The sequence below is a fragment of the Candidatus Delongbacteria bacterium genome (assembly GCA_020634015.1).
Lineage (GTDB): Bacteria > CAIWAD01 > CAIWAD01 > CAIWAD01 > CAIWAD01 > JACKCN01.
This window is the reverse complement of record JACKCN010000004.1, coordinates 142316-166981: the sequence shown is the minus strand read 5'-3', so window position 1 is coordinate 166981 and position 24666 is coordinate 142316. Positions and strand designations below refer to the sequence as shown.

General features: G+C 65.1%; 20 protein-coding genes. 18 read left to right on the top strand and 2 right to left on the bottom strand.

The annotated features are described in order from the left end of the window. The first annotated feature begins 103 nt into the window (after nucleotides 1-103). Nucleotides 104-2230, top strand: coding sequence for a DUF2817 domain-containing protein (locus tag H6678_09325; protein MCB9473999.1), 2127 nt, complete (start codon nucleotides 104-106; stop codon nucleotides 2228-2230). 72 nt (nucleotides 2231-2302) lie between these two features. Here the strand turns inward: H6678_09325 and H6678_09320 are convergent, their stop codons facing one another. Continuing rightward, nucleotides 2303-2743, bottom strand: a complete 441-nt coding sequence (locus tag H6678_09320; protein MCB9473998.1) for an RNA-binding S4 domain-containing protein — start codon at nucleotides 2741-2743, stop codon at nucleotides 2303-2305. Between the two features lie 240 nt (nucleotides 2744-2983). Between H6678_09320 and hutU the strand changes: the two genes are divergently transcribed. The 17 genes from hutU to H6678_09235 all read left to right on the top strand — a co-directional run bounded on the left by hutU (nucleotide 2984) and on the right by H6678_09235 (nucleotide 22171). Continuing rightward, the gene (gene hutU, locus H6678_09315) at nucleotides 2984-4678 is read left to right on the top strand and encodes a urocanate hydratase (GenBank protein ID MCB9473997.1); all 1695 of its coding nucleotides are present in this window, start codon (nucleotides 2984-2986) and stop codon (nucleotides 4676-4678) included. Then, on the top strand, nucleotides 4675-5370 hold the full coding sequence (locus H6678_09310; GenBank protein MCB9473996.1) for a 1-acyl-sn-glycerol-3-phosphate acyltransferase: 696 nt from the start codon (nucleotides 4675-4677) through the stop codon (nucleotides 5368-5370). The genes hutU and H6678_09310 overlap by 4 nt, the downstream gene beginning before the upstream one ends. Beyond that, nucleotides 5367-6644 carry an imidazolonepropionase gene (locus H6678_09305; protein ID MCB9473995.1) on the top strand — a complete coding sequence of 426 codons (1278 nt, stop codon included), beginning with the start codon at nucleotides 5367-5369 and terminating at the stop codon, nucleotides 6642-6644. Before H6678_09310 ends, H6678_09305 begins: the two co-directional genes overlap by 4 nt. 100 nt (nucleotides 6645-6744) lie before the next feature. Further along, nucleotides 6745-8370 (top strand): sensor domain-containing diguanylate cyclase, encoded by a 1626-nt coding sequence (locus H6678_09300; GenBank protein ID MCB9473994.1) that lies wholly within the window; start codon nucleotides 6745-6747, stop codon nucleotides 8368-8370. 11 nt (nucleotides 8371-8381) lie between these two features. Beyond that, nucleotides 8382-9335, top strand: coding sequence for a tRNA (adenosine(37)-N6)-dimethylallyltransferase MiaA (locus tag H6678_09295; GenBank protein ID MCB9473993.1), 954 nt, complete (start codon nucleotides 8382-8384; stop codon nucleotides 9333-9335). Between the two features lie 33 nt (nucleotides 9336-9368). After that, on the top strand, nucleotides 9369-10133 hold the full coding sequence (locus tag H6678_09290; protein MCB9473992.1) for a glycosyltransferase family 2 protein: 765 nt from the start codon (nucleotides 9369-9371) through the stop codon (nucleotides 10131-10133). Nucleotides 10134-10149: 16 nt separating this feature from the next. Continuing rightward, on the top strand, nucleotides 10150-10767 hold the full coding sequence (locus tag H6678_09285; protein ID MCB9473991.1) for a protein-L-isoaspartate(D-aspartate) O-methyltransferase: 618 nt from the start codon (nucleotides 10150-10152) through the stop codon (nucleotides 10765-10767). Then, on the top strand, nucleotides 10755-11378 hold the full coding sequence (locus H6678_09280) for a DedA family protein (GenBank protein ID MCB9473990.1): 624 nt from the start codon (nucleotides 10755-10757) through the stop codon (nucleotides 11376-11378). Before H6678_09285 ends, H6678_09280 begins: the two co-directional genes overlap by 13 nt. A gap of 101 nt (nucleotides 11379-11479) precedes the next feature. Continuing rightward, the gene (locus H6678_09275; GenBank protein ID MCB9473989.1) at nucleotides 11480-11713 is read left to right on the top strand and encodes a ferredoxin; all 234 of its coding nucleotides are present in this window, start codon (nucleotides 11480-11482) and stop codon (nucleotides 11711-11713) included. Between the two features lie 469 nt (nucleotides 11714-12182). Beyond that, nucleotides 12183-13802, top strand: a complete 1620-nt coding sequence (locus tag H6678_09270) for an acyl--CoA ligase (protein ID MCB9473988.1) — start codon at nucleotides 12183-12185, stop codon at nucleotides 13800-13802. Further along, nucleotides 13799-15868 carry an elongation factor G gene (locus H6678_09265; protein ID MCB9473987.1) on the top strand — a complete coding sequence of 690 codons (2070 nt, stop codon included), beginning with the start codon at nucleotides 13799-13801 and terminating at the stop codon, nucleotides 15866-15868. The genes H6678_09270 and H6678_09265 overlap by 4 nt, the downstream gene beginning before the upstream one ends. A 97-nt stretch (nucleotides 15869-15965) precedes the next feature. Further along, complete coding sequence (locus H6678_09260) at nucleotides 15966-16463, top strand: HIT domain-containing protein (GenBank protein ID MCB9473986.1); 498 nt, start codon at nucleotides 15966-15968, stop codon at nucleotides 16461-16463. A gap of 107 nt (nucleotides 16464-16570) precedes the next feature. Further along, entirely contained in the window at nucleotides 16571-17614 is a 1044-nt protein-coding gene (locus tag H6678_09255; GenBank protein ID MCB9473985.1) for a thioredoxin fold domain-containing protein, read from the top strand. Then, a complete protein-coding gene (locus tag H6678_09250; GenBank protein MCB9473984.1) occupies nucleotides 17614-17961 on the top strand; it encodes a DUF3467 domain-containing protein in 348 nt (115 codons plus the stop codon). The genes H6678_09255 and H6678_09250 overlap by 1 nt, the downstream gene beginning before the upstream one ends. Next, the gene (locus H6678_09245; protein ID MCB9473983.1) at nucleotides 17958-19211 is read left to right on the top strand and encodes an outer membrane protein transport protein; all 1254 of its coding nucleotides are present in this window, start codon (nucleotides 17958-17960) and stop codon (nucleotides 19209-19211) included. The genes H6678_09250 and H6678_09245 overlap by 4 nt, the downstream gene beginning before the upstream one ends. 9 nt (nucleotides 19212-19220) lie before the next feature. Next, on the top strand, nucleotides 19221-20549 hold the full coding sequence (locus H6678_09240; protein MCB9473982.1) for a hypothetical protein: 1329 nt from the start codon (nucleotides 19221-19223) through the stop codon (nucleotides 20547-20549). A gap of 140 nt (nucleotides 20550-20689) precedes the next feature. Continuing rightward, on the top strand, nucleotides 20690-22171 hold the full coding sequence (locus H6678_09235) for a glutamate--tRNA ligase (GenBank protein MCB9473981.1): 1482 nt from the start codon (nucleotides 20690-20692) through the stop codon (nucleotides 22169-22171). 3 nt (nucleotides 22172-22174) lie between these two features. Here the strand turns inward: H6678_09235 and H6678_09230 are convergent, their stop codons facing one another. Then, nucleotides 22175-24334, bottom strand: a complete 2160-nt coding sequence (locus H6678_09230; GenBank protein ID MCB9473980.1) for a tetratricopeptide repeat protein — start codon at nucleotides 24332-24334, stop codon at nucleotides 22175-22177. Nucleotides 24335-24666: the final 332 nt, after the last annotated feature.

The window sequence follows — 24666 nt, the reverse complement described above, 5'->3', positions numbered from 1 at the left end:
CCTTCGGGGACCGGCGTTTCTTCTGGCGGGATGCTTGTTGCCTGCTTCTTCCGCCCAGCTTTGTTAATCTGGCGGCACCCATTCCAATCCTTCGGAGCGACAGATGCGACATGCTACCAGCCTGCTGGCGATTCTTGCCTTTCAGGCCATCGCCATGGCCACGGTTCCTTTCGGCAACCGTACTCCCTTCAGCGTGGACACCCTCAGTCCCGCCCAGCTTCAGGAACTGGCTCTGGCGCGCGTGGACGTGGATCACTGGAACGGAGGAGCCTGGACCCTTTGGCTGAGCCCCGAGGAGCAGAGCGACCTGATCGCGCGCGGTTATGCTCTCACCGCCATCCCCAATCCGGTCGAAGAGGCCTGGCGGGAATGGATCTCCCGACCCGCCGACCCCCTGCGCGACAATCTGACCTACCGGACGTATACCGAACTCACCACCGAATTGCAGGGCTGGGCCAGCAGTCATCCGGAAATCTGCCAGCTGTATTCCATCGGAACCAGCGTGCAGGGCCGCGAGCTCTGGGTGCTGAACATCAGCGACAATCCCGGTATGGACGAGGACGAGCCCGAAATCAAACTGGTCTCCACCATGCACGGCGATGAAGTCGTGGGCACGGTGCTCCTGCTCAACCTGATCGAGGACCTGATCGAAGGATACGGCACCGATACCCGGCTGAGCCGGATCGTGGACGAGATGGACCTGCACGTGCTGGTGCTGATGAACCCCGACGGCATGCAATCCGGCTCGCGCTACAACGCTCACGGCGTGGACCTGAACCGCAACTTCCCCGATCGCATCGACGACCCGGTGAACACCACCGCCGGGCGCGAGCCCGAGACGGCCGCCGTGATGCAGTGGACCTGGGACCATGATTTCGACCTGTCCTGCAACTACCATGGCGGAGCCGTGGTGGCCAACTACGGCTGGGACGGCAATCTCTCGGGGCAGGACGTATACACCATCGCCCCCGATGACGAACTCTTCATCGATCTGGCCCTGACCTACAGCAGCCAGTACCCGACCATGTACAACAGTCTGGCCTTCGACCAGGGCATTACCAACGGGGCCGACTGGTATGTGATCTACGGCGGCATGCAGGACTGGTGTTATCTCTGGGAAGGCGGGGTGGACATCACCCTCGAAGTCAGCCAGGTCAAGTGGCCCTCGGAGAACACCCTGCCCGGCTTCTGGAACAGCAATCGGGAATCCATGCTGCGTTTCGTGGAGTACGGCCTGAAGGGCATTCGCGGCATCGTGCGCGACGCCGACAGCCAGCTGCCCGTGGAAGCCACCGTGCGCCTGCAGGGCATCGACAGCAACACCTTCAGTTCGGCCGGGCTGGGCGACTACCATCGTCTGTGTGTGCCCGGTACCTACACGCTGGAAGTCAGCGCACCGGGCTATGCTCCTGCGGTGGTCAGCGGAATCAGCGTCGGCAGCGGTGACGCCACCGTGGTGGACGTGGAGCTGCAGTTCATCGGCCTGCCCCAGCAGATTCTGCTGGATGATTTCTCGGCCGACGGGGGCTGGACTCTGCAAGGGCTCTGGGCCATCGGCGCGGCAATCGCTGGTGGGGGCGAGCACGGCAATCCGGATCCGGCCACCGACACCAGTCCCGGTACGGACAATCAGCTGCTGGGATACGCCATCGGTGGCGACTACGAGAACAGTCTGGGCAGCACCTTCTGGGCCACCTCGCCCGTGTGGGACCTGTCCGGCTGGCAGCAGGTGCAGCTGGACTTCAATCGCTTCCTCGGCCTGGAACGCAACCTCTACGACCACGGCTATCTGCAGGCCTTCAATGGCAGCGCCTGGATCACGCTCTGGGAGAATGGCAGCACCAGCATCACGGACGCTGGCTGGAATCCGCAGGTGTTCGATCTCTCGGCCATCGCGGATGGCAACTCCCAGTTCCAGTTGCGCTTCGGCATGGGCCGCACCGACAGTGCCTGGCGTTATTGCGGCTGGAACGTGGACGACCTGACCCTGAGTGGCTATCCGGTGGCAGGCCCCCTGGTCAGCCCCGCCCTGAACATTCTGGTCAACGGGACAAGTGTCCAGCTGAGCTGGAACGCGGTCCCGGGGGCCAGTTCGTACCGTATCGATGCGGCTCTGGAACCCGGTGAGGCGTTCCTGCCGCTGACGAGCACGGTGAATACCCAGCTCAGCCTGCCCGGCGAATTGAGCAATTGGCCAAGGCGCGTCTACAAGGTCGTCGCCCAGAACTGAGACCACTCAAGACAGAACTGGAGCTGCTGAATGCTGCAATCACATGGGCACGCTGCCGACTCCTGTTGACCGTCAGCGGCCCCGAGTTTTCTCGATGTCGCGGCGGTCGCGCTTGGTGGGGCGACCCTGGCCCTTGCGACTGGCTTCCTGGGCGCGGTCCATCGAGCGCATCAGCTTGACGTATTGCTGCTGCTCGGGGCTGAGACCGTCCAGATTCTCGTGTTCCTCGCGCACGCTGTACAGCTCGCGAGCTTTCTCCTTGGCCACGGGTTTGGGTTCCAGCGCCAGCACGGTCAGGTACAGTCGACGGCTGCCCTTGCGCACCTCGATCTGGTCTCCCGGCTTGAGAATGCGGGAGGCCTTGGCGTTGGCTCCATCCATCTTGACATGCCCTGCGGTGATCGCCTCGCCACTCTGGGTGCGCGTCTTGTAGATCCGGGCCACCTGCAGCCACTTGTCCAGCCGCACCTCGGGCTGCGGCTTTTCCCCGGACGTGCGTTCCCTGTCCGTCATTCCTCCTCCCCATTGCACCGGTTGCATCCCGCCACCTCATCCTGATCGGAAGCGCCATGGTAAGGATTTTCCCGACTCGTGTGCCACTCCCGAATGGAGGTGGCGAAGTGGGTGGCCCGGAAGGTGCCACCGCCCGGGTGCCTTGCACAGGGTGCCCTGCACGGGGTGCCACGCACCTTTGCGCTCACTATCTTGGGCCGTTGCCGCCGTCAATGCCCGACAGAACGAGAGATGCCCATCATGAGCCCCTACGCCGCCCCCCGAGGTCCTGAACTCAGTTGCAAGGGCTGGGTCCAGGAAGCCGCCCTGCGCATGTTGCTGAACAATCTGGACAGCGAAGTCGCCGAGGACCCCGAGCACCTGATCGTCTACGGAGGGACGGGCAAGGCCGCCCGCAACCCGGCGAGTCTGCAGGCCATTCTGGACTGCCTGCGCAAGCTGGAGGACGATGAGACCCTGCTGGTGCAGTCCGGCAAGCCCGTGGGCGTGGCGCGTACACACCGGGACGCACCTCGGGTGATCATCGCCAATTCGAATCTGGTCCCCCACTGGGCCAACTGGAAGCACTTCCATGAACTCGAGCGCGCCGGCCTGATGATGTATGGCCAGATGACCGCTGGGTCCTGGATCTACATCGGCACCCAGGGCATTCTTCAGGGCACCTACGAAACCTTCATCGCGGCGGCCCGCCAGGATCTGGGACAGGACACTCTCAAGGGCCGGCTGGTGGTCAGTGGTGGCCTGGGTGGCATGAGCGGCGCCCAGCCTTTGGCCGCGGTGATGGCCGGAGGAGTCTACCTGGGAGCGGAAGTGGATCCCGAGCGGATCGCCAAGCGCTTCAAGGCCGCCCGGCCCCGGTACCTCGACGAAGTACACGAAGACCTGGATGCGGCCATCGACCGCGCCCTGGCCGCCCGGGAGGCGGGCGAAGCGGTCAGCATTGGCTGGTGCGGCAACATCGTCACCCTGCTGCAGCGTCTGGTGGAGCGTGCGATCGTGCCTGACCTGCTGACCGACCAGACCAGCGCCCACGATGAACTGGAAGGTTATGTGCCCGATGGCATGAGCTTCAGTCAGGCTCTGGACCTGCGCCACGAGAATCCCCGGGCCTACCGGGAAGCCAGTTTCCGCACCATGGCTGAGCACGTGCGGCTGAACCTGCGTCTGCAGGAACGCGGCGCGATCACCTTCGACTACGGCAACAACCTGCGGGCCAAGGCCGTCGAGGGTGGTTTCCTCACCGACGCCGAAGCCCGGCGTCCCGACGGTCACTGGCGCTATCCGGGTTTCGTGCCCGCGTACATCCGGCCTCTGTTCTGCCTGGGCAAGGGCCCCTTCCGCTGGGCAGCTCTCTCGGGAGACCCGGCCGACATCCACGAAACCGACCGGATCATCAAGGAGCTCTTCGCCGAGGACACGGCCCTCTGCAACTGGATTGACAAGGCCCAGCAGGAAATCCCCTTCCAGGGCCTGCCCGCGCGCATCTGCTGGCTGGGCTATGGCGACCGTCACCGGGCCGGGCTGGCCTTCAACAAGGCCGTCGCCGAGGGGCGGATCAAGGCTCCCATCGTGATCGGTCGCGACCATCTCGACTGTGGCAGCGTGGCCAGCCCCAACCGTGAGACCGAGGCGATGCGTGACGCCAGCGACGCCGTGGCCGACTGGCCCCTGCTGAACCTGATGCTCAACACGGCCTCCGGGGCATCGTGGGTCAGTTTCCACCACGGAGGTGGAGTCGGCATGGGCTACAGCCTGCACGCGGGACAGGTCACCGTGGCCGATGGCACACCCGAGGCGGCGGCGCGTCTGGAACGCGTGCTGACCAACGACCCATTGATGGGAGTGCTGCGTCACGCGGACGCCGGCTATCCCGAGGCCATCGCCTGCGCCGACCGGCACCATGTGAGCATTCCCCTGCCCGGGAACGGCCAGTGAGCGCACCGCGCCAGGCCCGCATCGTCCCCTGGATCCACGGACCCAGCATGGCCCTGCTGCGCGCCATGGCCCGGGGCTGGTTCAGGACGCGCGTGGACGGGCAACAGAAACTGCCTTCCGGTCCATTCGTGGGAGTGATGAACCACAGTTCCCAGATGGACATTCCCGCAATGGCGCTGGCCGTGCCGATTCCCGTGTATTACTTCGGCAAGCGCGAACTGTTTGCAGGCCCACTGGGTTTCTGGTTTCATGCCATGGGTGGAGTACCCGTGGCCCGGGGCCAGCGTGATACGCATGCATTCGACGAGGCCCTGCGCCTGCTGCGCTCGGGCCAGCCTTTTTTTCTGGCGCCCGAAGGTACCCGGCATCACGATGGCCGGGGCAGTGGAAAAGTGCACACAGGGTTCGTGCGACTGGCCCTGCTGGCCGGCTGCCCCGTGCTGCCGGTGGCCGTGGCCGGAGCCCGGGAGTGTCTGCCACCGGGCAAGGCCTTTCCGCGACGGGGCCGCCTGCGCGTGCGCGTGGGAGACCCACTGCACCTGGATCCCGTGCCCGTGGACCCCGAACATCACGAGGAATTGGCGCGTCAGGCCGCCCGTGTGATGCGGATCATCTACGACATGAAGCAGGAACTGGATCTTGGGCTGTCCGGGGAGGGTGAGACCGATGCCAGCGCGGGAGTGAGCCAATGAGTCCGATGCCTAGCCCACAGCTGCTGCTTCACGGCCTGGGGCCCGTGTTCGCACCGGATCCGGCCATTCCGTACAAGGTCGACCGGCTGGACGCCGCGGCCCTGCAGATCGAGGCCGGCCGGATTTCCCGTTGGCTGGATGACGCCGAGGCCGCCCGCTGTCTGGCGGAGGCCCGGAAGGCGCACACACCCACGCTGGATGCCCGGGGCCGGATGCTGCTGCCCGGTTTTGTCGACAGCCACAGCCATCCGGTGTTCTTCGGCCATCGGGCGGGCGAGTACGAGCAGCGCAACGCGGGCCGCTCCTACCTGGAAATCCAGCAAGCCGGCGGTGGCATTCTCGCCTCCCGGCGCAGTCTGCAGGGGGCGCCCGTCGACGAACTGACCGAGAAGGTACGGCAGCGGCTGAGGCATTTCGCGGTGCTGGGAACCACCACGCTGGAAGCGAAGAGCGGCTACGGGCTGAGTGTGGCACACGAACTGCTTTCGCTGCGTCTGCTGAAGGACCTGCAGACGGAGCAGGAGGCCTGGCGCCTGCCGCGTCTTCATCCCACTCTGCTGGCAGCACACAGCGTGCCTCCCGAGTTCCGCGACGACCGCGAGGGCTGGTTCAGCCAGATCGTGAACGAGATTCTGCCCACGGTGGTGCGCGAGGGTCTGGCCGAAGCCATGGACGCCTTCTGCGAGCCCCGCGTGATCACGGTGCCCGAATGCGAGCGCCTGCTGCGGGCCGCCAAGGATCTGGGGCTGGGCCTGCATCTGCACGCCGACCAGCTGGAATCGGGCGGAGGAGGAGCCCTGGCGGCCCGGCTGGGCGCCCTGAGTGCCGATCATCTTGAAAACATCAATGCCGAGGGCATTCGGGCTCTGGTGCAATCGGGCACGGTCTGCGGGCTGCTTCCCGGATCGACCTTCTTTCTGGGCCTGGATGAGTGGGCGCCCGCGCGCACCATGATCCGTGAAGGAGCCGTGCTGGCCCTTGCCACCGATTTCAATCCCGGCTCGAGTCATATTCAGTCCATGCCCCTGATTCTCACCCTGGCCACCTGCCGGCTCAGGATGAGCGCGGCCGAAGCGGTCTGGGCGGCCACCGCTGGCGGCGCTCGTGCCCTGGGCCAGACCGGTCAGGTTGGCTGTCTCGAACCGGGAGCCCGGGCCGACCTCTGCCTCTGGCCGTTCAAGGATCTCGAGGAACTGCCGTACAAAGCAGGGGACAACCGGCCCGATCAGGTGTTGATCGCCGGTCGTGCATTGATTCAAGACTTGGGTTCTTAAAGATTTCGAAGGCGGCTGACGATCCTTAATTTCAGCGTCCGGGCGGAGATCTCTCACCCGACGCTGCGTCGCTGAACGGAACATCAAGGAAATACGCCCGGTGGCAGAGTCCTCGCTTCGCGCCCTGCTGGAAAACTCCCAGAGCGGAACGGCCCGCGAAGTCTATTCCCAGTTCACCATCGCCCGGATGCTGCAGCTGTTGCTGGAACTCCTGGCCGAGCTGCCCCATGCCCCGGCCACCGACTCGAAGGGGCGCACGCGTGAACCAGCGGGCCGCCTGATCTGGCACTGGTCCACCAAGGGCTTTCCCCTGCTGCCCGGTCCGCCGCACGCCAAGGACTTCACCGGCATCGATGTGCAGCGACTGGAGCTGCCCGAGGATCTGGGTGCCGAATGGTTGATTCTGGGCCTCAGTCTGGGCTCGGAACAACTGGTATTCCTGGGCCGATTGGTCGAAGCGCCTTCGGTCAGTGTGTTCCAGCAGCGCCTTCCGGTCGACCTGCGCTGGGGGTTCAGCTCCGGCATGCTCGGCACCCTGTGCCAGCACTTTTCACTGGACGTCCCCCACAAACAGAAACCCGACGGCCGCGAGACCCTTGAGAGCATCTTCGAGGCGCGGTTCATCAAGCTGCTCGAGAACAACCTGCTCGAGAGCCGCCACTCGCTGAACCTGATCACGGGCATCCTACGTGTCCAGAAGGCCATTTCCAGCGAGCTGGACTTCGAGCGCCTGCTGGAACTGCTGGGCGGCATCATGGTCGAAACCTTCCGCTTCAGTTTTGGTGAACTGGACCTGCTGGATGAACACAAGGAACTGGTGCATACGGTCAGCTGGAACTCGGGCGGCCTGGGTGCCGACACCCCGGATGTGCGCATCCTGCTGGACGAAGCCGAACAGAAGCGGATCTTCGATGGCGGCCTGCCCGTGGTGCTGGGCGATGTGATGCAGCATCCGCTGATCCTCAACCAGCGCCTGGTGAGCGTGCTCGGGCTGCGCAACGCGATTCTGCTGCCCCTGGTCACGGGCGAGGACCGTGTGGGCCTGCTCAAGCTGTTCTACAGCTACAACCTGCATCTCAGCAGCGAACGTCTCGGGTGGCTCGAGGAACTCTCGGTCGTGCTCGCCAGCGCCATCCAGAACGCGCGCGAACACACACGGGTCTTCGAACTGGCCACCAAGGACGGGCTGACCAACATCCACAACCGGCGCTACTTCGAGGAACAGTTCGACCTGGAAGTCGAGCGCCTCAAGCGCAAGGGCGGCAACCTCTGCCTGCTGATGCTGGACGTGGACCACTTCAAGACCTACAACGACCAGAATGGACACCTGGCCGGGGATCATGTGTTGATCCAGGTGGCGCGCCTGATCAAGCACACCATCCGTACGGTGGATTTCGTGGCACGCTACGGGGGCGAGGAATTCATCGTGCTGCTCTCGGGGGCCAGCCTGATCCAGGGCTGGCGCGTGGCCGAGAAGATCCGTCGCCGGATCCAGGACGAGCCCTTCGAGAACGAGCAGAGCCAGCCCAAGGGGCGTCTCACGATCTCGGTGGGTGTGGCGGCATTCCAGCCCGGCATGCGCAAGCTGTCCGACCTGATCAGCCGCGCCGACAAGGCCCTCTACACAGCCAAGAACAATGGTCGCAACCAGGTCGCGCTCTTCGAGGAGTCACCCGACGAGTTCCCTGAAGCCAACGCTCCCGCCGCGTCCGATTCGGACGACTGAGTCACAGCCCCATGCCCCTGCCACCCCCGCTTCCCGCTCGGACAATCACCCTGCTGGGCCCCACCGCCTCGGGCAAGACCGCGCTGGCCGTGGCACTGGCGCGCAGCCTGGATGCCGAGATACTCTCGATCGATTCCCGCATGGTCTACCGCGAGCTTGACATCGGCTGCGGCAAGGATCGTGCTGAGTATGGCGCTGGCCCCACGGCCGTGCCCGTGCACCTGCTGGACCTCTGCGGGCTGGATCTGGAATTCAGCCTCTATGATTTCCAGCTTGCAGCCATGGATGTCATCGACCGTCTCACGCGGCGCGGCAAACGCGCGCTGCTCTGCGGCGGCAGTGGCCTGTATCTGGACTGCCTGCTGGCGGGCTACCGGCTCGAGAGCGCGGCCCCCGATGCCGGACTGCGCGATCCGGGCAATCCGCTGGATGCGGGGGAGCTGGAGGCCCTGTATCACGCCCGTGTGGCCGCTCCCCACAATTCCACCGACACCACCAGCCGCGAGCGTCTGCTGCGGGCCATCGAAGTGGCAGGAAGCCAGAGCGAGGATGTTCCACGCCAGCGTGGCAGCGCTGGGCATGCCGGGCTCGTGCTGGGCCTGCGCCCTTCGCGCGAGCTGCTGCGAACCCGGATCCGCGCCCGCCTGGAGGCCCGTCTGGCCCAAGGACTCGTGGAGGAGGGGCGCCAGTTGCTGGCGCTCGGTCATTCGCGCGAACGCCTGGAACGGCTGGGGCTGGAGTACCGCTGGCTGATGCGACTGCTGTCCGGCACGATCGGAGATCAGGAATTCGTGGATGGTCTGGAGATCGCGATCCGTCATTTCGCCCGGCGCCAGTTGATGTGGTTCCGGCGCATGCAACGCCAGGGGCTGCGCATCCACTGGCTGGATCTTGAGGAGGGCCAGGATCCCGCGCGCGACCTGCTGGCGCAGGCACTGGAGCTGGTGGCCGCCCATGCTGAGTGATGCAATTGAGCTGAACCCCGACCCGGAGCCGGCATGACCCTGGCACACGACGCGATTCCACGACCGGCCAGTGGACCACCCAGCCGCTTCGCGGTGGTGGTGCCGGCCCACGATCCGGGGCCGCGCCTGCGGGCCACGCTGGACGCACTGCTTCTGCAGGTGCCCGCGGCACACGTGCTGCTGGTGGACGATGGCTCACGGGACGGCAGTGTCGCCCATGCCCGGGATCTGGGCATTGACGTATTCTCCCACTCCACACGTCAGGGCAAGGGGGCGGCACTCGCCAGCGGGTTCACCGTGCTCGGCAGACGCGGGTGGCCCTGGATCCTGAGCATGGATGCGGATGGACAGCATGATCCTTCCTACATTCCGCGTTTCATTCAGGCCGCCAGCGAGGGAAATCTGGATCTGGTGCTGGGGGACAGGATGAGTGCACCGGGCCCCATGCCCTGGGACCGGCGGCTGTCCAATGCCCTGAGCAGTCGACTGCTCTCCTGGAGGCTGGGGCAGCGTCTGCCGGACAGCCAGTGCGGGTTCCGCCTGTATCGTACGAGTCTGCTGGCCCGCCTGAGTCTGCAGTGCCGGCAGTTCGACCTGGAAAGCGAACTGCTGCTCAAGGCCCTGCCCGCGGGAGGCCGGCTGGGATTCGTGAGGGTGCCAAGCCTGTATCACGGCACCTCGAGCGGAATCCACCGGCTGGGCGACAGCCTGCGGTTCCTGGCCCTGCTTGCCGGCAGTTTCGGCAAGGATTTCACCTCCGTCCCACAGTCAACCGAGGACATTCTTGGATCAATTTGAATCCGCCCGCCAGCGCATGGTCGAGCAGCACCTGGAGCGCCGGGGCATCAGCGACCGCCGTGTGCTTGACGTGATGCGCCAGGTGCCGCGCCACGAGTTCGTCGATGGCCCACTGCAGAGCCGGGCCTACGAGGACAGCGCCCTGCCCATCGGTCAGGACCAGACCATCTCCCAACCCTGGATCGTGGCCCGGATGACCGAACTGCTGGATGCCCGTCCCGGGCACCGGGTGCTGGAGATCGGCACCGGCAGTGGCTATCAGGCTGCCGTTCTCTCGGCACTGGTCGCGCGCGTCTACACCATCGAGCGCCACAGCGGGCTCACCCGGCGCGCCAAGGACCTGTTCCAGAAACTGGGCATTCCCAACATCGTCTGTCGCACGGCCGACGGCAGCATCGGCTGGAGTGAGTGGGCGCCCTGGGATCGGATCATCGTGACCGCGGGCGCGCCCGAGGTGCCCATGGCCCTGCTGCGCCAACTGGCCGAGGGCGGAGTGCTGGTGATACCCGTGGGCGACGAGCGCCGCCAGGTGCTGAAAGTGATCCACGCCCTGCCCGGAGGCGGGCACCAGGTCGTGGAAGAGAGTCCCTGCACATTCGTGCCCCTGGTCGGGCGGGAAGGATGGAAGCCCTGATGGTCCGTCGACTGTACGACTGGGTACTGAGTCTGGCTCACCACCCCTCGGGGCCCTGGGCCCTGTTCCTGCTGGCGGTGGCCGAGTCCAGCGTGTTTCCCATTCCGCCCGATGTGCTGCTGATCGCCCTCTGTGTGGGAGCCATCGCGCGCAGTTACCGCTTTGCCGCGATCGCCACCGCGGGCAGCGTGGTCGGCGGCATGCTGGGTTATGCCATCGGCCACACGCTCTGGGTGGGTCCCGGCGGGCAGGACAGTGCCGTCGCGCTGTTCTTCTTCGAGCACGTGCCCGGCATGACGCACGCCGGATTCGATCGCCTGCGCGCACTGTACGATCAGTGGAATTTCTGGGTGGTCTTCACCGCGGGCTTCACCCCGATTCCCTACAAGATCATCACCATCACCGCGGGTGTGTTCCAGATCGACTTCCCGCTCTTCGTGCTGGCCAGCCTGGTGGGCCGGGCCGGCCGCTTTTTCCTGGTGGCCGCGCTGATCCATCGCTACGGCGCCAGCATCACCGCCTTCATCGACCGCTGGTTCAACCTGCTGGCCATCGCCTTCACCGTGTTGTTGGTGGGGGGCTTGCTGGTACTCAAGCTGGTGGCGCATTAGGGGCCTGTTTCATACTATTGGCGCGATTTCCGCCGGCCCGGACGTACGCCGGCCCCCCGTAGCATCCCGCCCGCGGGCGGAAGACCTGAAGGAGCCCTCTCATGGCCGATAAATCCCGCCGCTTCTCCGACAACGTGCCCGGCAAGTTCTATGTGGACGAGGACTGCATCTGCTGCGGTGCCTGCATCGATGCCGCTCCCAACAACTTCAGGGAGAGCGACAGCGGCGACCACGACATGGTCTACAAGCAGCCCGAGAACGACGAAGAACTCAAGCAGTGCCGTGACGCCATCGGCGAATGCCCGGTCGAATGCATTGGCGAAGACGGCGACTGAGCGCCGTCCTGCCAGCTGAATGAATCAAAGGCGGATCCTGCTGGATCCGCCTTTCTTGTACCCTTCCGGCGTGGACGGCGGCGCGGTTCCGGTACCGGCAGGGCCCGACGCGCTGGAATCCGACAGCCCCACTCGAGCCGGATGCCGGGCCCCGCGAGGGCGACTTCGAATGTCAGCCGGAGCCACGGCGGCGGACCGGGGCTGGCGCATCTCCTGATCCCGATCCCGGGGCAAGGGTCTAGGGCCGGCGCTCCCCGTGCCCGGCCAAGGCCCGGATCCAGAGGAGGCAGCCCCTTGGCAGCCCCGCTCGGAATGGGGCTTTCCGTTGCTAATGCAGGCCTCATGCAATAGCTTGCGGACTGCCTTTTTCTGCGGGCCCCGGCCGCTCTCGCTGCCTGCGCCAGCCTTGCTGAGCCTCATTCGACCACAAATCCGGCGCACCTTGCGCCATAGCGGTAACCGCCCACGTATGGACATCGACCTGGACTTCCTGGAGCACAGCCCCGGGCAGAATTTCTTCAGCGACTTCCTCAGCATCGCGGACAGCCATGCCGCTCTGGATGCGCTGGTTTTCGGTGACCAGACACAGAACTACGGCCAGCTGCTGGCCTCGGTCAATCGCTGTGCCGGCGTGCTGTCCGCACTGGGTGTGCGTCCCGGAAGCCGGGTCCTGCTGCTGGTGACCAACGGGCTGGAAATGATCTGGCTGCAGCTGGCCCTGCTGCGTCTGGGGGCCAGAATGGCTCCCTGCGAGATCCGCATGGGCGCTGCCCAGTTGGTCGAGATCGCCAGCGACTTCCGTCCCCAGTTCCTGTTCTACCACGACAGCGTCACCTCCAAGGCCCGGGGCATGCTCGATGCCCTCGGTGGCAGCCCCGTTGCCATTGCGGTAGCCAGTGGCTCACCGGAAGGCTCGGCCGACGATACCGGACACGCCAACCTGCAGGACCTGCTGGAGCAAGGTGCCACCGCCGAGCTCCCGCCATTGCCCGAACCCGAGAACCGGGTGCTGGTGTGTTACCGGCCAGACCGGGAGGACCATTGGCGCGGGGCGGTATTCAGCCTGGCGGCGTTGTGTGAGTCCGCCGGGCAGATCCGAACGCTGTTCGCCCTGCATCGGGGCGATTCGGTGATGTGCCAGCTCAGTCTGGCGCATTTTGTCTCACTGACCACCACCGTGCTGCCGACTCTGCTCAGCGCGGGCATTCTGGTTCTGCTCGATCGCAGCTGGGACGACACCCGCGTGATCCAGCAGATCGATCGCTTCAGCCCGCGACTGGTACTCAATACGCGCAAGTATTTCTGGTACCTCACCCGCAGCCTGCAGGACGCCGCCGACGCCGGCCACCCGCTCAAGGGCAGCGTGAAACATGCTCTGATGCTGATGGATGGAGTACAGCCCCGCTTCCGCTCCCAATGGGAGAGTCTGGTGCGCGGCCATCTGCTGGCGGGTTTCGCGCCCCAGTGTGCCGCGGGATTCCTGGCGCTGGACCTGCCCTGGCTGCAGCGGCGCGAGGAAGCCGTCGGCAAGCTGCTGCCCGGTGTGGACATGCGCATCATCGATGAGGCGGGCCATGCCCGTCCGCTTGGCAAATGGGGCGAAGTCCAGGTGCGCAGCCCGCGTCTGGCCCGTGAGTTCCAGTGTGGCGATGCCAACAACCCCGAAGCGCCCATCGACGGCTGGACGCCCACGCGCCAGATGGCCATGAGCGACGGGGATGGCTTCCTGCATCTGGCCGACGAGGTCTTTGACGTGATCTGGGTCTACGGATTCAAGGTCAGCCCCGTGGAAGTCGAAGAGCCCATGCTCGAGCTGCCGGGCATTCGTGACGTGGCCGCCGTGAACGCCCCGCGCTTCCGCCAGCCGGACCGGATCCAGGTCTTCGTGCAACTGGAAACGCGCAACGGAGCCGCCCCGCTCTGGACCATGGAGTCACTGCAGGAAAAGCTGGACGAGATGTTCCCGCCCTACCTGCGGCCGGCCATGATCACCTTCGTGGATCACATTCCCTACGACGATGAGGAACGCAAGCTGCGCAAGGAGCTGAAGTTCAAATACCGAAACACAGAACCGTGGAGGTCCAATTGAAAGTCTACGACGCGGACCGGATCCGCAATGTGGCGGTGGTGGGGCACGAGGCCACCGGCAAGACGATCTTCACCGAGGCGGTACTCAAGCTCACCGGAAAGATTGGCCGGATGGGCTCGATCGAGGAACGGAGCACGGTCTCCGACTTCAGCCCGGTGGAGCACGACATCCAGAAATCCGTTGGCTGCAGCCTGATCCAGACGGAGTTCAAGAACTGCAAGCTCAACATCATCGACACCCCCGGATTCGCCGACTTCGTGGGGGACACCCGCGCCGGACTGCACGTGGCCGACATCGCCATGGTCATGCTGAATCCGATCAATGGCCCCGAGGTGATGACCGAGACGATCATGGACATCGTCAACGAACGCGGCATCCCCTGCATGTTCGTGTTCAACATGCTCGACAAGGAACACGTCAAGTTCGACGAGGAGCTGGCCGTGCTGCGCGAGCAGTACCGGCGCAGCGTGCCGTTGCAGTATCCACTCGATCAGGGTGTCCCGGGCTTCCACCGCATCGTGGACGTGCTGGACCGCAAGATCCTGGTCTTTGATGCCGAAGGAAACTACACCGAAGTCGAGCTGGGCGACGAAGCTGCCCGCGTCGACGAGCTTTTCGAGGGCATGCAGGAGGCGGTGGCCGAGAGCGACGATGCCCTGATGGAGAAGTTCCTCGAGGAGGGCACGCTCAGCGAAGAAGACTTCCACCGCGGTCTGGATGCCGGCATCCGCAGCGGATCGATCCGGCCCGTGTTCTGCTGCAGCGGTCGTACCCTGGCCGGGGTCAGCCGCATTCTCGAGATCCTGGTCGAGGATTTCCCCTCGCCGCTGGCGATGCCCGAGGCGCGCGGCGAAGCCGACGGCAAGGAAGTGACCGTGGTCTGTGCCGACGACGCGCCCGTGCGTGCCTTCGTCTTCAAGACGGTCAGCGAGCAGCATGTGGGCGAGCTGAGCTACTTCCGTGTCTACTCGGGCCTGCTGAACCAGGGCATGGAACTGATCAACGCCAGCCAGGGCGATCACGAGAAACTGGGCAACCTGTTCAGCGTACACGGCAAGAACCGCAGCGACCTGCCCCAGATCCACGCCGGCGACATGGGCTGCACCGTCAAGCTGAAGCACACCCACACCAATGATTCGCTCTGTACCAAGGGCGGCGTGGTCAAGATGCAGCCGATCATCTTCCCGGACCCCGTGATCCGCACGGCCATCGTGCCCACCAACTCCGACGATGATGACAAGATGATGTCGGGCCTGCTGGCGATTCACCACGAAGACCCCAGCTTCACCGTGGTTCAGGATGGCGAGCTGCACCAGATCATCCTGGCGGGCACCGGCGAGGTGCAGTTCAAGGTGCTGCTGCAGAAGCTGGAAGTGCGTTATGGTGTCACCGTGACCCAGCACAGGCCGCGGGTGCCCTACTGTGAGACGATCACGGGCAATGCCGACGTCAAGTACCGCCACAAGAAGCAGACCGGTGGCGCGGGTCAGTTCGCCGAGGTCTGGATCCGGATCAAACCCACCGCCCGTGGCGAGGGTTTCAAGTTCAGCAGTTCCGTGGTCGGTGGTGCCGTGTCCGGTCCCTTCATCCAGGCCACCGAGAAGGGCATCCTGTCGCTGCTGAAGGAAGGCATCGTGGCCGGCTGCCGCGTGGAAGACGTGGCCGTGGAAATCTACGACGGCAAGATGCACGCGGTGGATTCCAAGGACATCGCCTTCCAGATCGCGGGCAAGGAAGCCTTCAAGCAGGGTTTCCGCGAGTCCAACCCGATTCTGCTGGAGCCGATCTGGGAAGTGGAAGTCAAGGTGCCCGAAGAGTTCATGGGCGACGTGATGGGCGATCTGAACACACGCCGTGGCAAGATCCTGGGCATGGAAGGGTCGGGCAAGTACCAGATGATCCGCGCCGAAGTGCCGCTGGCCGAGCTGTACCAGTACAGCACCGTGCTGCGGTCGATGACCCAGGGACGCGCCTCGCATCGCCGCAAGTTCTCGCACTACGAGAAGTGCCCAACCCTGGTGCAGCAGAAGGTCATCGAGGAATACGAAGCCTCACGCGAACACTAGAATCCCGAAGTCCCCGGGGCACTGGTTCCGGGGACTTCTGTGACCTTTGCGGCCCGCCGGGTTTCCGGCGGGCAGGACAAGGCAGCGGAGGAGACACATGCAGCGGATCTGGGCACCCTGGCGCATGGCCTATCTCAAGGGGCAGATGCCCGAGGCGCGCGAAGGCTGCATCTTCTGCTGGAAGCCGGCGGAAGAGCGGGACGAGGAGAACCTGATCCTGGTACGGCGCACCCATTGTTTCGTGATCATGAACCTGTTTCCGTACAACAACAGCCACCTGATGGTGGTGCCATATCGTCACACGGGTGATCCCGGCGCGCTCGACGATGGCGAGCTGCTGGACTGCCAGCAGGCCATTCAGCGCGTGATCCGTGTCCTGGGAGCCAGCATCTCTCCCCAGGGCTACAACGTGGGCATGAACGTCGGCTCGGCCGGCGGAGCCGGCATCGAGAGCCATCTGCACTGGCATGTGGTCCCCCGCTGGGCGGGCGATACCAATTTCATGCCGGTGACCGGTGGCACCAAGGTGATCTCCGAGTCCATCCAGGAAGGCTGGCAGCGGCTGCGGAAAGCCTTTGACGAGCACCCGGCCTGAGAGGCGGTGCCATCCGGCGGGTGCCCATCCGGCCGGTGCGACACTCAACACATCCGTTCCCGGACCGTTTTCAACGGATCATCACACAGCAAACGGGGGAGACTGACATGCAGCGGATCATGCTATCCACACTGGCACTGGGCCTGGCCCTGGCCGGAAGTTCGTGGGCGGATGCCCCGATGGATCTGACCACCGTGGGATTCATCACCAGCGGAGCGCAGGCTCTGGAACAGGCTGCGGAACGCAAGACGCTGATCTTCGCCGACTTCACCACCGACTGGTGTGTCTGGTGTCGGCGTCTCGAGAAGGACGTCTTCAGCACGGCCGCCTTCCAGCAGGGCACGGCCGACTGGGTCAAACTGACCATCGACGCCGAGGCCGAAGGCGAGGGCATCGAGTGGGCCAAGCGCTTTCACGTGAATTCCTATCCCACCACGATCCTGCTGAACGCCGACGGCAGCGAGATCGACCGTTACAGCGGCTACGCCCCCATGCCCCAGTTCCTGGCCGTGTTCCAGGACTATGCCGCCGGCAAGGGCACGCTGGCCGCGCTGCAGGCCGAACTGGCCAGCGCGCCCGACAACCTGGGCCTGCAGTATGCCGTGCTCGAGAAACTGGAAGCCCGCAAGGCCGAAGGCTGGCGTGACGCCGCGGGCCGGCTGGTGGCCGCGGATCCGGGCAACAAGGCTGGTTTTGCCGCCCGTGCCGCGGGGCTGCTGGCCATGGCCGACTTCCGCTCCAGCAAGAATCCTGCAGCGCTGGAAACCTATGTGGCGGCCTGGGGCCCCACCCCCAATGGCCTGGATGCCCGCCTGAGCCTGGTCGGTTTCTACCAGCGCGGTGAAGACCCGGTGGCCGCCAAGCGTCACCTGACCGCCCTGCTGGCCGAGCATGGCGACAATGCCCAGGCCCTCAACAGTTACGCCTGGACGGCCGGTGAACTGAACTGGAACCTGGAATCGGCCCTGGCCGCCGCACACAAGGCCGACAGCCTGCAGCCCGACGAAGTCAACATCATCGACACGGTGGCCGAGCTGGAATTCCTCAACGGACACAAGGAGCAGGCCATCGCCGCCATCGAGCGGGCCATTGCGCTGGATCCCTCGAGCGATTACCTCAAGGGACAGCTGACCAAGTTCCGGGGCAAGTGATGCAGGCAGCACGCGGACCCCAGCTCAACATCACCCTGGACGACGATGTGGCCCTTGGCCAGTATTGCAACCTGGCCCTGGTGAACGCCAATCTGGCCGAGTTCGTGCTGGATTTCGCCCGGGTGCTGCCCGGCACGCCCAGGGCGCGCGTGCTGAACCGCATCATCATGACGCCCGCGCATGCCAAGGCCCTGGCGCACAATCTTGAAGAAACCGTGCGCCGCTACGAAGCCGCCAATGGGGAAATCCGGGTAGGCCCCCATGCCGAGGAACAGAAATTCTTTGGATTCAGAACCCCCACGGAAGGAAGCGCTTCCGGTGAACCAACTGCCGAGGTAACTCCATGAAACCTGTCAAGAGACTCCTGTGCCACACGGCCCTGCTGGGCGGTCTGTGCGCCAGCGCCCAGGGCGCCGGGTTCGCGATCAGCGAACAGTCGGCGGCCGCCATGGGTGCGGGCGGTGCCTGGTGCGCCGAACAGTCGCCCGCGTCAATCTTCTTCAATCCTGCGGGCTTCGCGGGCATGGAGCAGTCGGGACTGGAAGTCGGGATGAACATGCTGATCCCGTCCACCCAGTTCACCGGCCCCACCAACATGCCCGGTTATTCCAGCATCGACATGACCTCGCAGACCTTTCTGGTACCCAATGTCTACTGGACCCGCCCACTGGGCAACGGACACAGCGTGGGGCTTGGCCTGTTCAGCTATCTGGGTCTGGGTGTGGAGTGGGAGGATGACTGGGTCGGGCGCGAGAACATCGAGAACATCGGCCTGACCACGATCACGGTCAATCCCAGCTGGGCCTGGAAGGTCAATGACCGTCTGCGCGTGGGTGCCGGCGTCTCGATGACCTACGGCGCGATGGAACTCTCCAAGGACACGTACACGGGCCTGCCGATGAACCGCTACGTCGATGCCGAGATGGACGGCACGGGCACGGCCTTCGGCGTCAACCTGGGGGGCCAGTACGATGTGAACGATCGACTGACTCTGGGCCTGGCCTGGCGTTCGCCGATGACCCTCAGTGCCGAAGGCACGGCCAAGTTCAGCTGGCCCGCCGCCGACAACCCCACCCAGCAGGCCCTGCTCGTGAGCCAGTTTCCCGAGACCGATCTGACCGTGGATGTGGACCTGCCGGGCATCCTGACTGCCGGAGCGAGCTACAAGGCCAGCGATGTGCTGACCGTGCGCGGCGATTTCGTCTTCTCGACCTGGAGCGCCTACAAGGAGCTGGGGTTTGACTTCAAGACCGAAACCAACCTGCTGAAGGACCAGCACCTGCCCAAGAACTACATCGACACCTGGGCGATCCGTCTGGGCGGCGACTGGGCCATGAACGAGCAGATGCGCCTGCGCGCCGGATACTACTTCGAAACCCATGCGACGGAAACCGACATGGTGGAACCCAGCCTGCCCGATGCCGACCGCAACGGCTATTCCGTGGGCCTGGGCTACGACCTGGATGAGCGCAACACCCTGGATTTCTACTTCCTGATGGTGTCACTCAACGATCGCGTGAGTCAGTTTCCAAGCTTCCCCGGTGGTTACCAGTCCAGCATCCCGATCCTGGGGCTGAGCTGGACCCGCGGACTGTAGGAGGATTCCATGAAAAAATACACCTCACTGGCCATCCTGGCCGGCCTTGGGCTGCTGCTGGTTTCCTGTGGCGATGAAGACAGCATTCCGGGCATCCAGAGCCACGAGAACAGCTCCACTTCGGCCCAGACCTTCGGCAACTATGCGGCCATCGGCAACAGCCTGACCGCCGGTTACCAGAGCGGCGCCTGGGGCAACCCGGAGCACATCGAGTACAGTTTTCCCAACCAGCTGGCCAAGGCGCTGGGCATCAACGATTTCGACCAGGTGGTGCTGGGCGGAACCGGTGTGTCGGGTACGTCCGTGTCCGGTGTCCCGGTGGGCGGCAACCAGATTCTCAACTTCAATGCCCAGGGACAGAGTTCCGTGGCCTGGTCGGATCTTGATCCCAACGCGCTGCAGACCCTGATGGGCGGCACGGCCGGCACCCCCATCGACTTCGTGGCCCCGCGCAACTTCGGCATTCCGGGCATCACGCTGGCGGCTGCGGCCCTGGCGCCCCTGAGCCAGGTGGCTGCGGCCATTCCCTTCACCAACATGTATCTCACGGCAGCCAGCGCCGGGATCAGTCAGGTCGACCTGGTGGCCCAGGAATCCGATGCGGATTTCATCACCTGCTGGCTGGGCAACAACGATGTGCTGGGCTACGTCACCAGTGGGGGTGTGGGCGCGGCCGCCGGTGGTCAGAACATCACCGAGGCCAGCACCTTCGGTCTGGCGATCAACTACACTCTCAACGCCTTCAGTGCGGTGCCCTACGTGTGCGTGATGAACGTGCCCGATGTGACCGACATTCCCTTCGTGTCCTACCCCAACCAGGCCCTGATGGCCGCGGGTGTGACCAGTCTCTACGGCAGCGATCTGCAGGGCAACATCGTGCCGGTGAACCTCGCGACCGACTTCGTGCTGCTGTCGGGTCTGAGCCTGGTCCAGGCCGGTGCGGGCAGTTCCGTGGACAATCCGCTGGGGCCGCAGTACGTGCTCAGCGCCACCGAGGCCGCGCTGGCCCAGGATGCCGTGGATACCTTCAATGATCTGATCCAGACCGCGGTCAGCGGCATCAATACGGCCCGCGGTGGCGCGCTGCCGCCCGTGCTCTACATCGACATGAACGGCTACTTCAACGAGATCGTGAGCCACGGACTTGAGGTGGGCGACAACCTGCTGACCGTGACCTATGGCAGTGGCGGCATTTTCAGCCTGGACGGTGTGCATCCCTCGTCCATCGGCTATGCCGCGGTGGCCAATCGCATCATCCAGGGCATGAACGATGGCTGGGATCGCTCGATCGAGGAGATCGACATCGCCAGTCTCTTCGGTGTCGCCCCGGGGCTGTAGGACCGCACGCCGAGATTCCTCCGGGCCGCCCGTCTGGCAACGGGCGGCCCTTTCTCAACCCTGCGCGCGTGGCACATCCAGAGTTGCCGCGTCCAGGAACACCGGACACGATCGCCGTGTCCCCGCAAGGATGACCGACCATGACTCCCGTATTCCGCTTCGCTCCCAGCCCCACGGGCTATCTGCACATCGGTGGTGCCCGCACGGCACTCTTCAACTGGCTGCTGGCGCGCCAGAGCGGGGGGCGTTTCCTGTTGCGCATCGAGGACACCGACAAGGCCCGTTCGAGCGACGAGATGGTGGCCGTGATCCGCGAAGGCCTGGCCTGGCTGGGGCTGGATCCGGACGGAGACGTGGTGTTCCAGGGAGCCAATGCCGCGCGCCATGCCGCCGTGGCCCAGGCCCTTCTGGAGTCCGGACGCGCCTACCGCTGTTTCGCCACCCCCGCCGAGCTGGAGGCGATGCGCGAGCAGGCGCGTGTGGAGAAGTGGCGCGTGAGCTACGACAAGCGCGGACTGTCCCTGAGCGAGTCGGAGGTGCAGGAAAAACTGGCGGCGGGTCTGCCCCACGTGATCCGGTTCAATGTGGACCCCGAGGATCAGATCCAGTGGCAGGACAAGGTCTTTGGTGAGCAGAGCTACAGCGGACGCGACATGGAGGATTTCGTGATCCTGCGCTCCGATGGCAGCCCGCTTTACAATCTGAGCGTGGTCTGCGACGACCACGACATGGGCGTGACCCAGGTGGTGCGCGGCCAGGACCACCTGCCCAACACGCCCAAGCAGATCCTGATCTACCGGGCCATGGGCTGGCCCGTGCCCGAATTCGGCCACTTGCCGCTGATCATGGCGCCGGGCAAGAAAAAATTGAGCAAGCGCTTTCACGGCGAAGTGGTCAGTCTCACGACCTACCGCGACCGCGGTTTCGTGCCCGAGGCCTTCCGCAATTTTCTGGCCCTGCTGGGCTGGCATCCCGGGGGCGACCGCGAATTCTTCCGCGAGGCGGAACTGGTGTCCGAGTTCAGCTGCGAGCGCATCAACCGCGCCAATGCCGTGGTCAATTTCCAGGAGAACTCGGCCCGCGAGTGGACCGACCGCAAGGCCTTGCACCTGAACAATGCCTGGATACGCGAACTGGCCTGCGAGCGCCTGCTGGAACTGGCCCGGCCCTTCCTGGTGCGCGGTGGTTGTCTCACGCAACACGAGGCGCAGCAGCCGGAGCTGCAGACCCGGATCAGCGAGCTGCTGCTGGCCACGCGTGAGCGAATCTTTCTGCTGGAAGAGTTCGCCCCGACCCTGCTGCCCTACTTCCGTGATGACTATCCGCTGGATGAGGCCGCTCTGAAGAAGCAGGTTCTCAAACACGAGTCACTGCGCGAACTGCTGCCCTTGCTGGCCGAGCGTCTGGAGACGCAAACGGACTGGAATCTGGAGAGTTGCGAACACAGCCTGCGCAGTCTGGCGGAGGAGCAGGGCTGCTCCGCCGGGCAGCTGATCAACGGCAGCCGGGTCGTGCTGACCGGGATGGGGGTTGGGCCGGGCATCTTCGATGTGTACGTGCTGCTGGGCCGTGAGCGCTGCGTCACCCGACTGAAGGCCACTCCGAGGCATTTCGAGGACTGACTCTCAGGGGCGGACCCGCGCATCCGGCGATGGGTGTGACATACCCGGATCCGAGAGTCTGGAGCGCAGGGCTTCGCGCAGCAGGTCCAGCGCCTTGCCGCGGTAGGGAGTGCGCATCACGGCGTCCAGCTGCAGCAATGCCGAGTCCGGCTGATTGTCCCGGGCCAGCGCCAGCCCCAGTCGGCTGTGTGCCAGACCCAGGTTCCAGCGGGCATCCTCGAGTCCGGGGCGCAAGGCCAGAGCGAGCTCGTACTCCGCGATCGCCCGTTCGAACCGGCCCGCGCGCAGCGCCAGATTGCCCAGGTTGTTGTGAGCCTTGGCCGATCCGCCTTCCAGCTCCAATTCCTCACCATACCACTGCGCCGCCTGCTGGAAATCCCCGCGGGCTTCGGCCAGAATTCCCAGGTTCAGCCGCACTTCGGCCTGTCCGGGCCATTCTTCAAGTGCACGCAGGTAACTGTGTTCGGCCTTTTCCGGCTGCTCGAGGCGCTGCCAGGCGTTGCCTTCCTGGAACTGCAGGCGTGAGCGGGCGCGCCCGTCCCGCTCCGGCTGCCCACCCAGCGCCAGCGGATTGATTTCCTGGAACAGCAGCAACAGCACCAGCAATGCCAGCAGGCGGGGATGGCGGAAGCCCTGGGCGGGCCAGAGCAGGCGCACCCAGCCCGGCGCACTGAGCGCCATGATCAGCCAGGGCACCCAGGGGTGGTGCACATACAGCACCGGCAGCAGGACCACCAGCCCCAGGATCCAGCTGCTGCCGCGCGCGGGCGAAGCTTCGCGCCCGGGCCACCAGCCAGCCAGTCCGCCGGCCAGTGCCCCACAGATCACCGGATGTGGGCTGAATGCCATGATTCCCACTCCGATGAGCGACAGCAGCAGCACCAGACGGGCCCGTTGCTCCAGCAGGGAATGCTCGCTCAGCGCGGCCAGCCAGCAGGCGGCAGGCAGCATCAGCAGGACCGAGGCGGGCAGCAGGAAGCGCGTGTTGACGAAAAAGGCCACCACGGTCAGCACCTGCAGACCGATCGCGAGCAGCAACCACTGGCGCCAGGCATGCGATCGGGGATGCCCTTCCAGCAGTCCGCCCAGACCCAGCAGCAGCAGCAGGCTCCAGCCGAACTGCAGCAGCCAGGCCAGCGAGGCGCTGCGCCCGGCCAGGGCCAGAATGGGAGTATTGTTGCCCAGCGGGCGGCGTTCCAGCACCAGGCTGGCCTTGCGCAGCCAGAGCAGGCCGGCGTCGGCAGGGTTCGTGGTCAACCAGTGCCATGCTTTCTGACCGAACCAGCGACTCTCGGCACCGGGACCGATCGCTCCGGAAGCGTCGGCCAGCTGGCTTGCATCCTCGCGTTCCCAGGCGGCCCCCACACCGGGCAGGCTGGCACTGCTGCCATCGGCCACCGGGTTGTTGCCGATCCAGAAGTTGACCCCGCCCTGGCTGGCCACCAGCACGCCCGACGCGGGCCAGCCGTTGATGGACGCCACCAGTGCCAGAGGCAGCAGGGCTGAGGCCAGAAAGGCGGCCGCCTGCCCCCGGCGTCTGGCCGGAGCGGCCTGGCCGTGGTGCCAGAGCAGCCAGAGCCCCGGCAGCAACAAGGGCAAGGCCGTGGGCCGGGCGATGCCTGCCAACCCCAGCAGCATTCCCGCGACGGGCGCCCAGAGGCGAGAGCCCGACTGCCAGGCCTTCCAGAGAGCAAGACCACCGGCAATGACCAGTGGCAGCAGCAGGGCCGGAATCAGCAGCATGGGGGAGTAATAGATCAGACCTGCGTTGAGCAGGATCAGAAAGAGCACGGCCAGCCCCGCGCGCGGCCCTCCCAGCCTGCTTGCCCAGCGGGAGAGCAGCCAGGCACCCGCCAGACAGGCCAGCATGCCGGCCAGGCGCAGGCCGCTGAGCTGGAGACCCAGCCGGGCCAGTCCTCCCAGGAACCAAGGGTACAGCGGGGCGCGGAAGTAGGGAATCTCGGGGCTGCCCTGCCCGCTGGCAAGAGCCTGGGCCCACTGCCAGTGCAGGGCTTCATCGATGGCCGGGCTGTGGAACAGCGGGCTCTGGGAAAAGCTCAGGTACCAGTCGGTGGCCAGCCCCAGCAGCAGGACCAGCGCCAGCAGACTGGCCAGCCTGAAGCCGGAAAGCGGCCAGAATGGGGAAGAGCGCCGGTTGTGCATCCACACCTTTCGGGATCGGACCGTGGGAGACTGGGAGACCTGAACCGGATCCGGCCGGATCGGAACGCGCCCAAGGTATCATGTTGTCTCCAGCGGCACCCGGACGCTGTAAAGGGATCCAGACGGGGTGAAGACTTCCTGTCACCGGATTGTCGTGACATGTCTGACAAGATTCCCATGAATGGTGGAATCCGCGCCAGTTCCGGGAAAAATCGTCGGCAATCGGCTGATTTGAAGACATTTCGCCCAGAAGTCCGAATTCAGGAGTGATTTTTGCCAACACGGTGCCGATGGGCTTTGAGCGTGCCGGGGAGCTTCGCAACTGTTATGTT

What these genes read in the sequence shown, in the direction of transcription:
- H6678_09325 (MCB9473999.1), top strand. Translation starts at nt 104, where the DNA reads ATGCGACATGCTACCAGCCTGCTGGCGATTCTTGCCTTTCAGGCCATC.
- H6678_09320 (MCB9473998.1), bottom strand. Translation starts at nt 2,743, where the DNA reads ATGACGGACAGGGAACGCACGTCCGGGGAAAAGCCGCAGCCCGAGGTG.
- hutU (MCB9473997.1), top strand. Translation starts at nt 2,984, where the DNA reads ATGAGCCCCTACGCCGCCCCCCGAGGTCCTGAACTCAGTTGCAAGGGC.
- H6678_09305 (MCB9473995.1), top strand. Translation starts at nt 5,367, where the DNA reads ATGAGTCCGATGCCTAGCCCACAGCTGCTGCTTCACGGCCTGGGGCCC.
- H6678_09295 (MCB9473993.1), top strand. Translation starts at nt 8,382, where the DNA reads ATGCCCCTGCCACCCCCGCTTCCCGCTCGGACAATCACCCTGCTGGGC.
- H6678_09290 (MCB9473992.1), top strand. Translation starts at nt 9,369, where the DNA reads ATGACCCTGGCACACGACGCGATTCCACGACCGGCCAGTGGACCACCC.
- H6678_09285 (MCB9473991.1), top strand. Translation starts at nt 10,150, where the DNA reads ATGGTCGAGCAGCACCTGGAGCGCCGGGGCATCAGCGACCGCCGTGTG.
- H6678_09280 (MCB9473990.1), top strand. Translation starts at nt 10,755, where the DNA reads ATGGAAGCCCTGATGGTCCGTCGACTGTACGACTGGGTACTGAGTCTG.
- H6678_09275 (MCB9473989.1), top strand. Translation starts at nt 11,480, where the DNA reads ATGGCCGATAAATCCCGCCGCTTCTCCGACAACGTGCCCGGCAAGTTC.
- H6678_09270 (MCB9473988.1), top strand. Translation starts at nt 12,183, where the DNA reads ATGGACATCGACCTGGACTTCCTGGAGCACAGCCCCGGGCAGAATTTC.
- H6678_09260 (MCB9473986.1), top strand. Translation starts at nt 15,966, where the DNA reads ATGCAGCGGATCTGGGCACCCTGGCGCATGGCCTATCTCAAGGGGCAG.
- H6678_09255 (MCB9473985.1), top strand. Translation starts at nt 16,571, where the DNA reads ATGCAGCGGATCATGCTATCCACACTGGCACTGGGCCTGGCCCTGGCC.
- H6678_09250 (MCB9473984.1), top strand. Translation starts at nt 17,614, where the DNA reads ATGCAGGCAGCACGCGGACCCCAGCTCAACATCACCCTGGACGACGAT.
- H6678_09245 (MCB9473983.1), top strand. Translation starts at nt 17,958, where the DNA reads ATGAAACCTGTCAAGAGACTCCTGTGCCACACGGCCCTGCTGGGCGGT.
- H6678_09240 (MCB9473982.1), top strand. Translation starts at nt 19,221, where the DNA reads ATGAAAAAATACACCTCACTGGCCATCCTGGCCGGCCTTGGGCTGCTG.
- H6678_09235 (MCB9473981.1), top strand. Translation starts at nt 20,690, where the DNA reads ATGACTCCCGTATTCCGCTTCGCTCCCAGCCCCACGGGCTATCTGCAC.
- H6678_09230 (MCB9473980.1), bottom strand. Translation starts at nt 24,334, where the DNA reads ATGCACAACCGGCGCTCTTCCCCATTCTGGCCGCTTTCCGGCTTCAGG.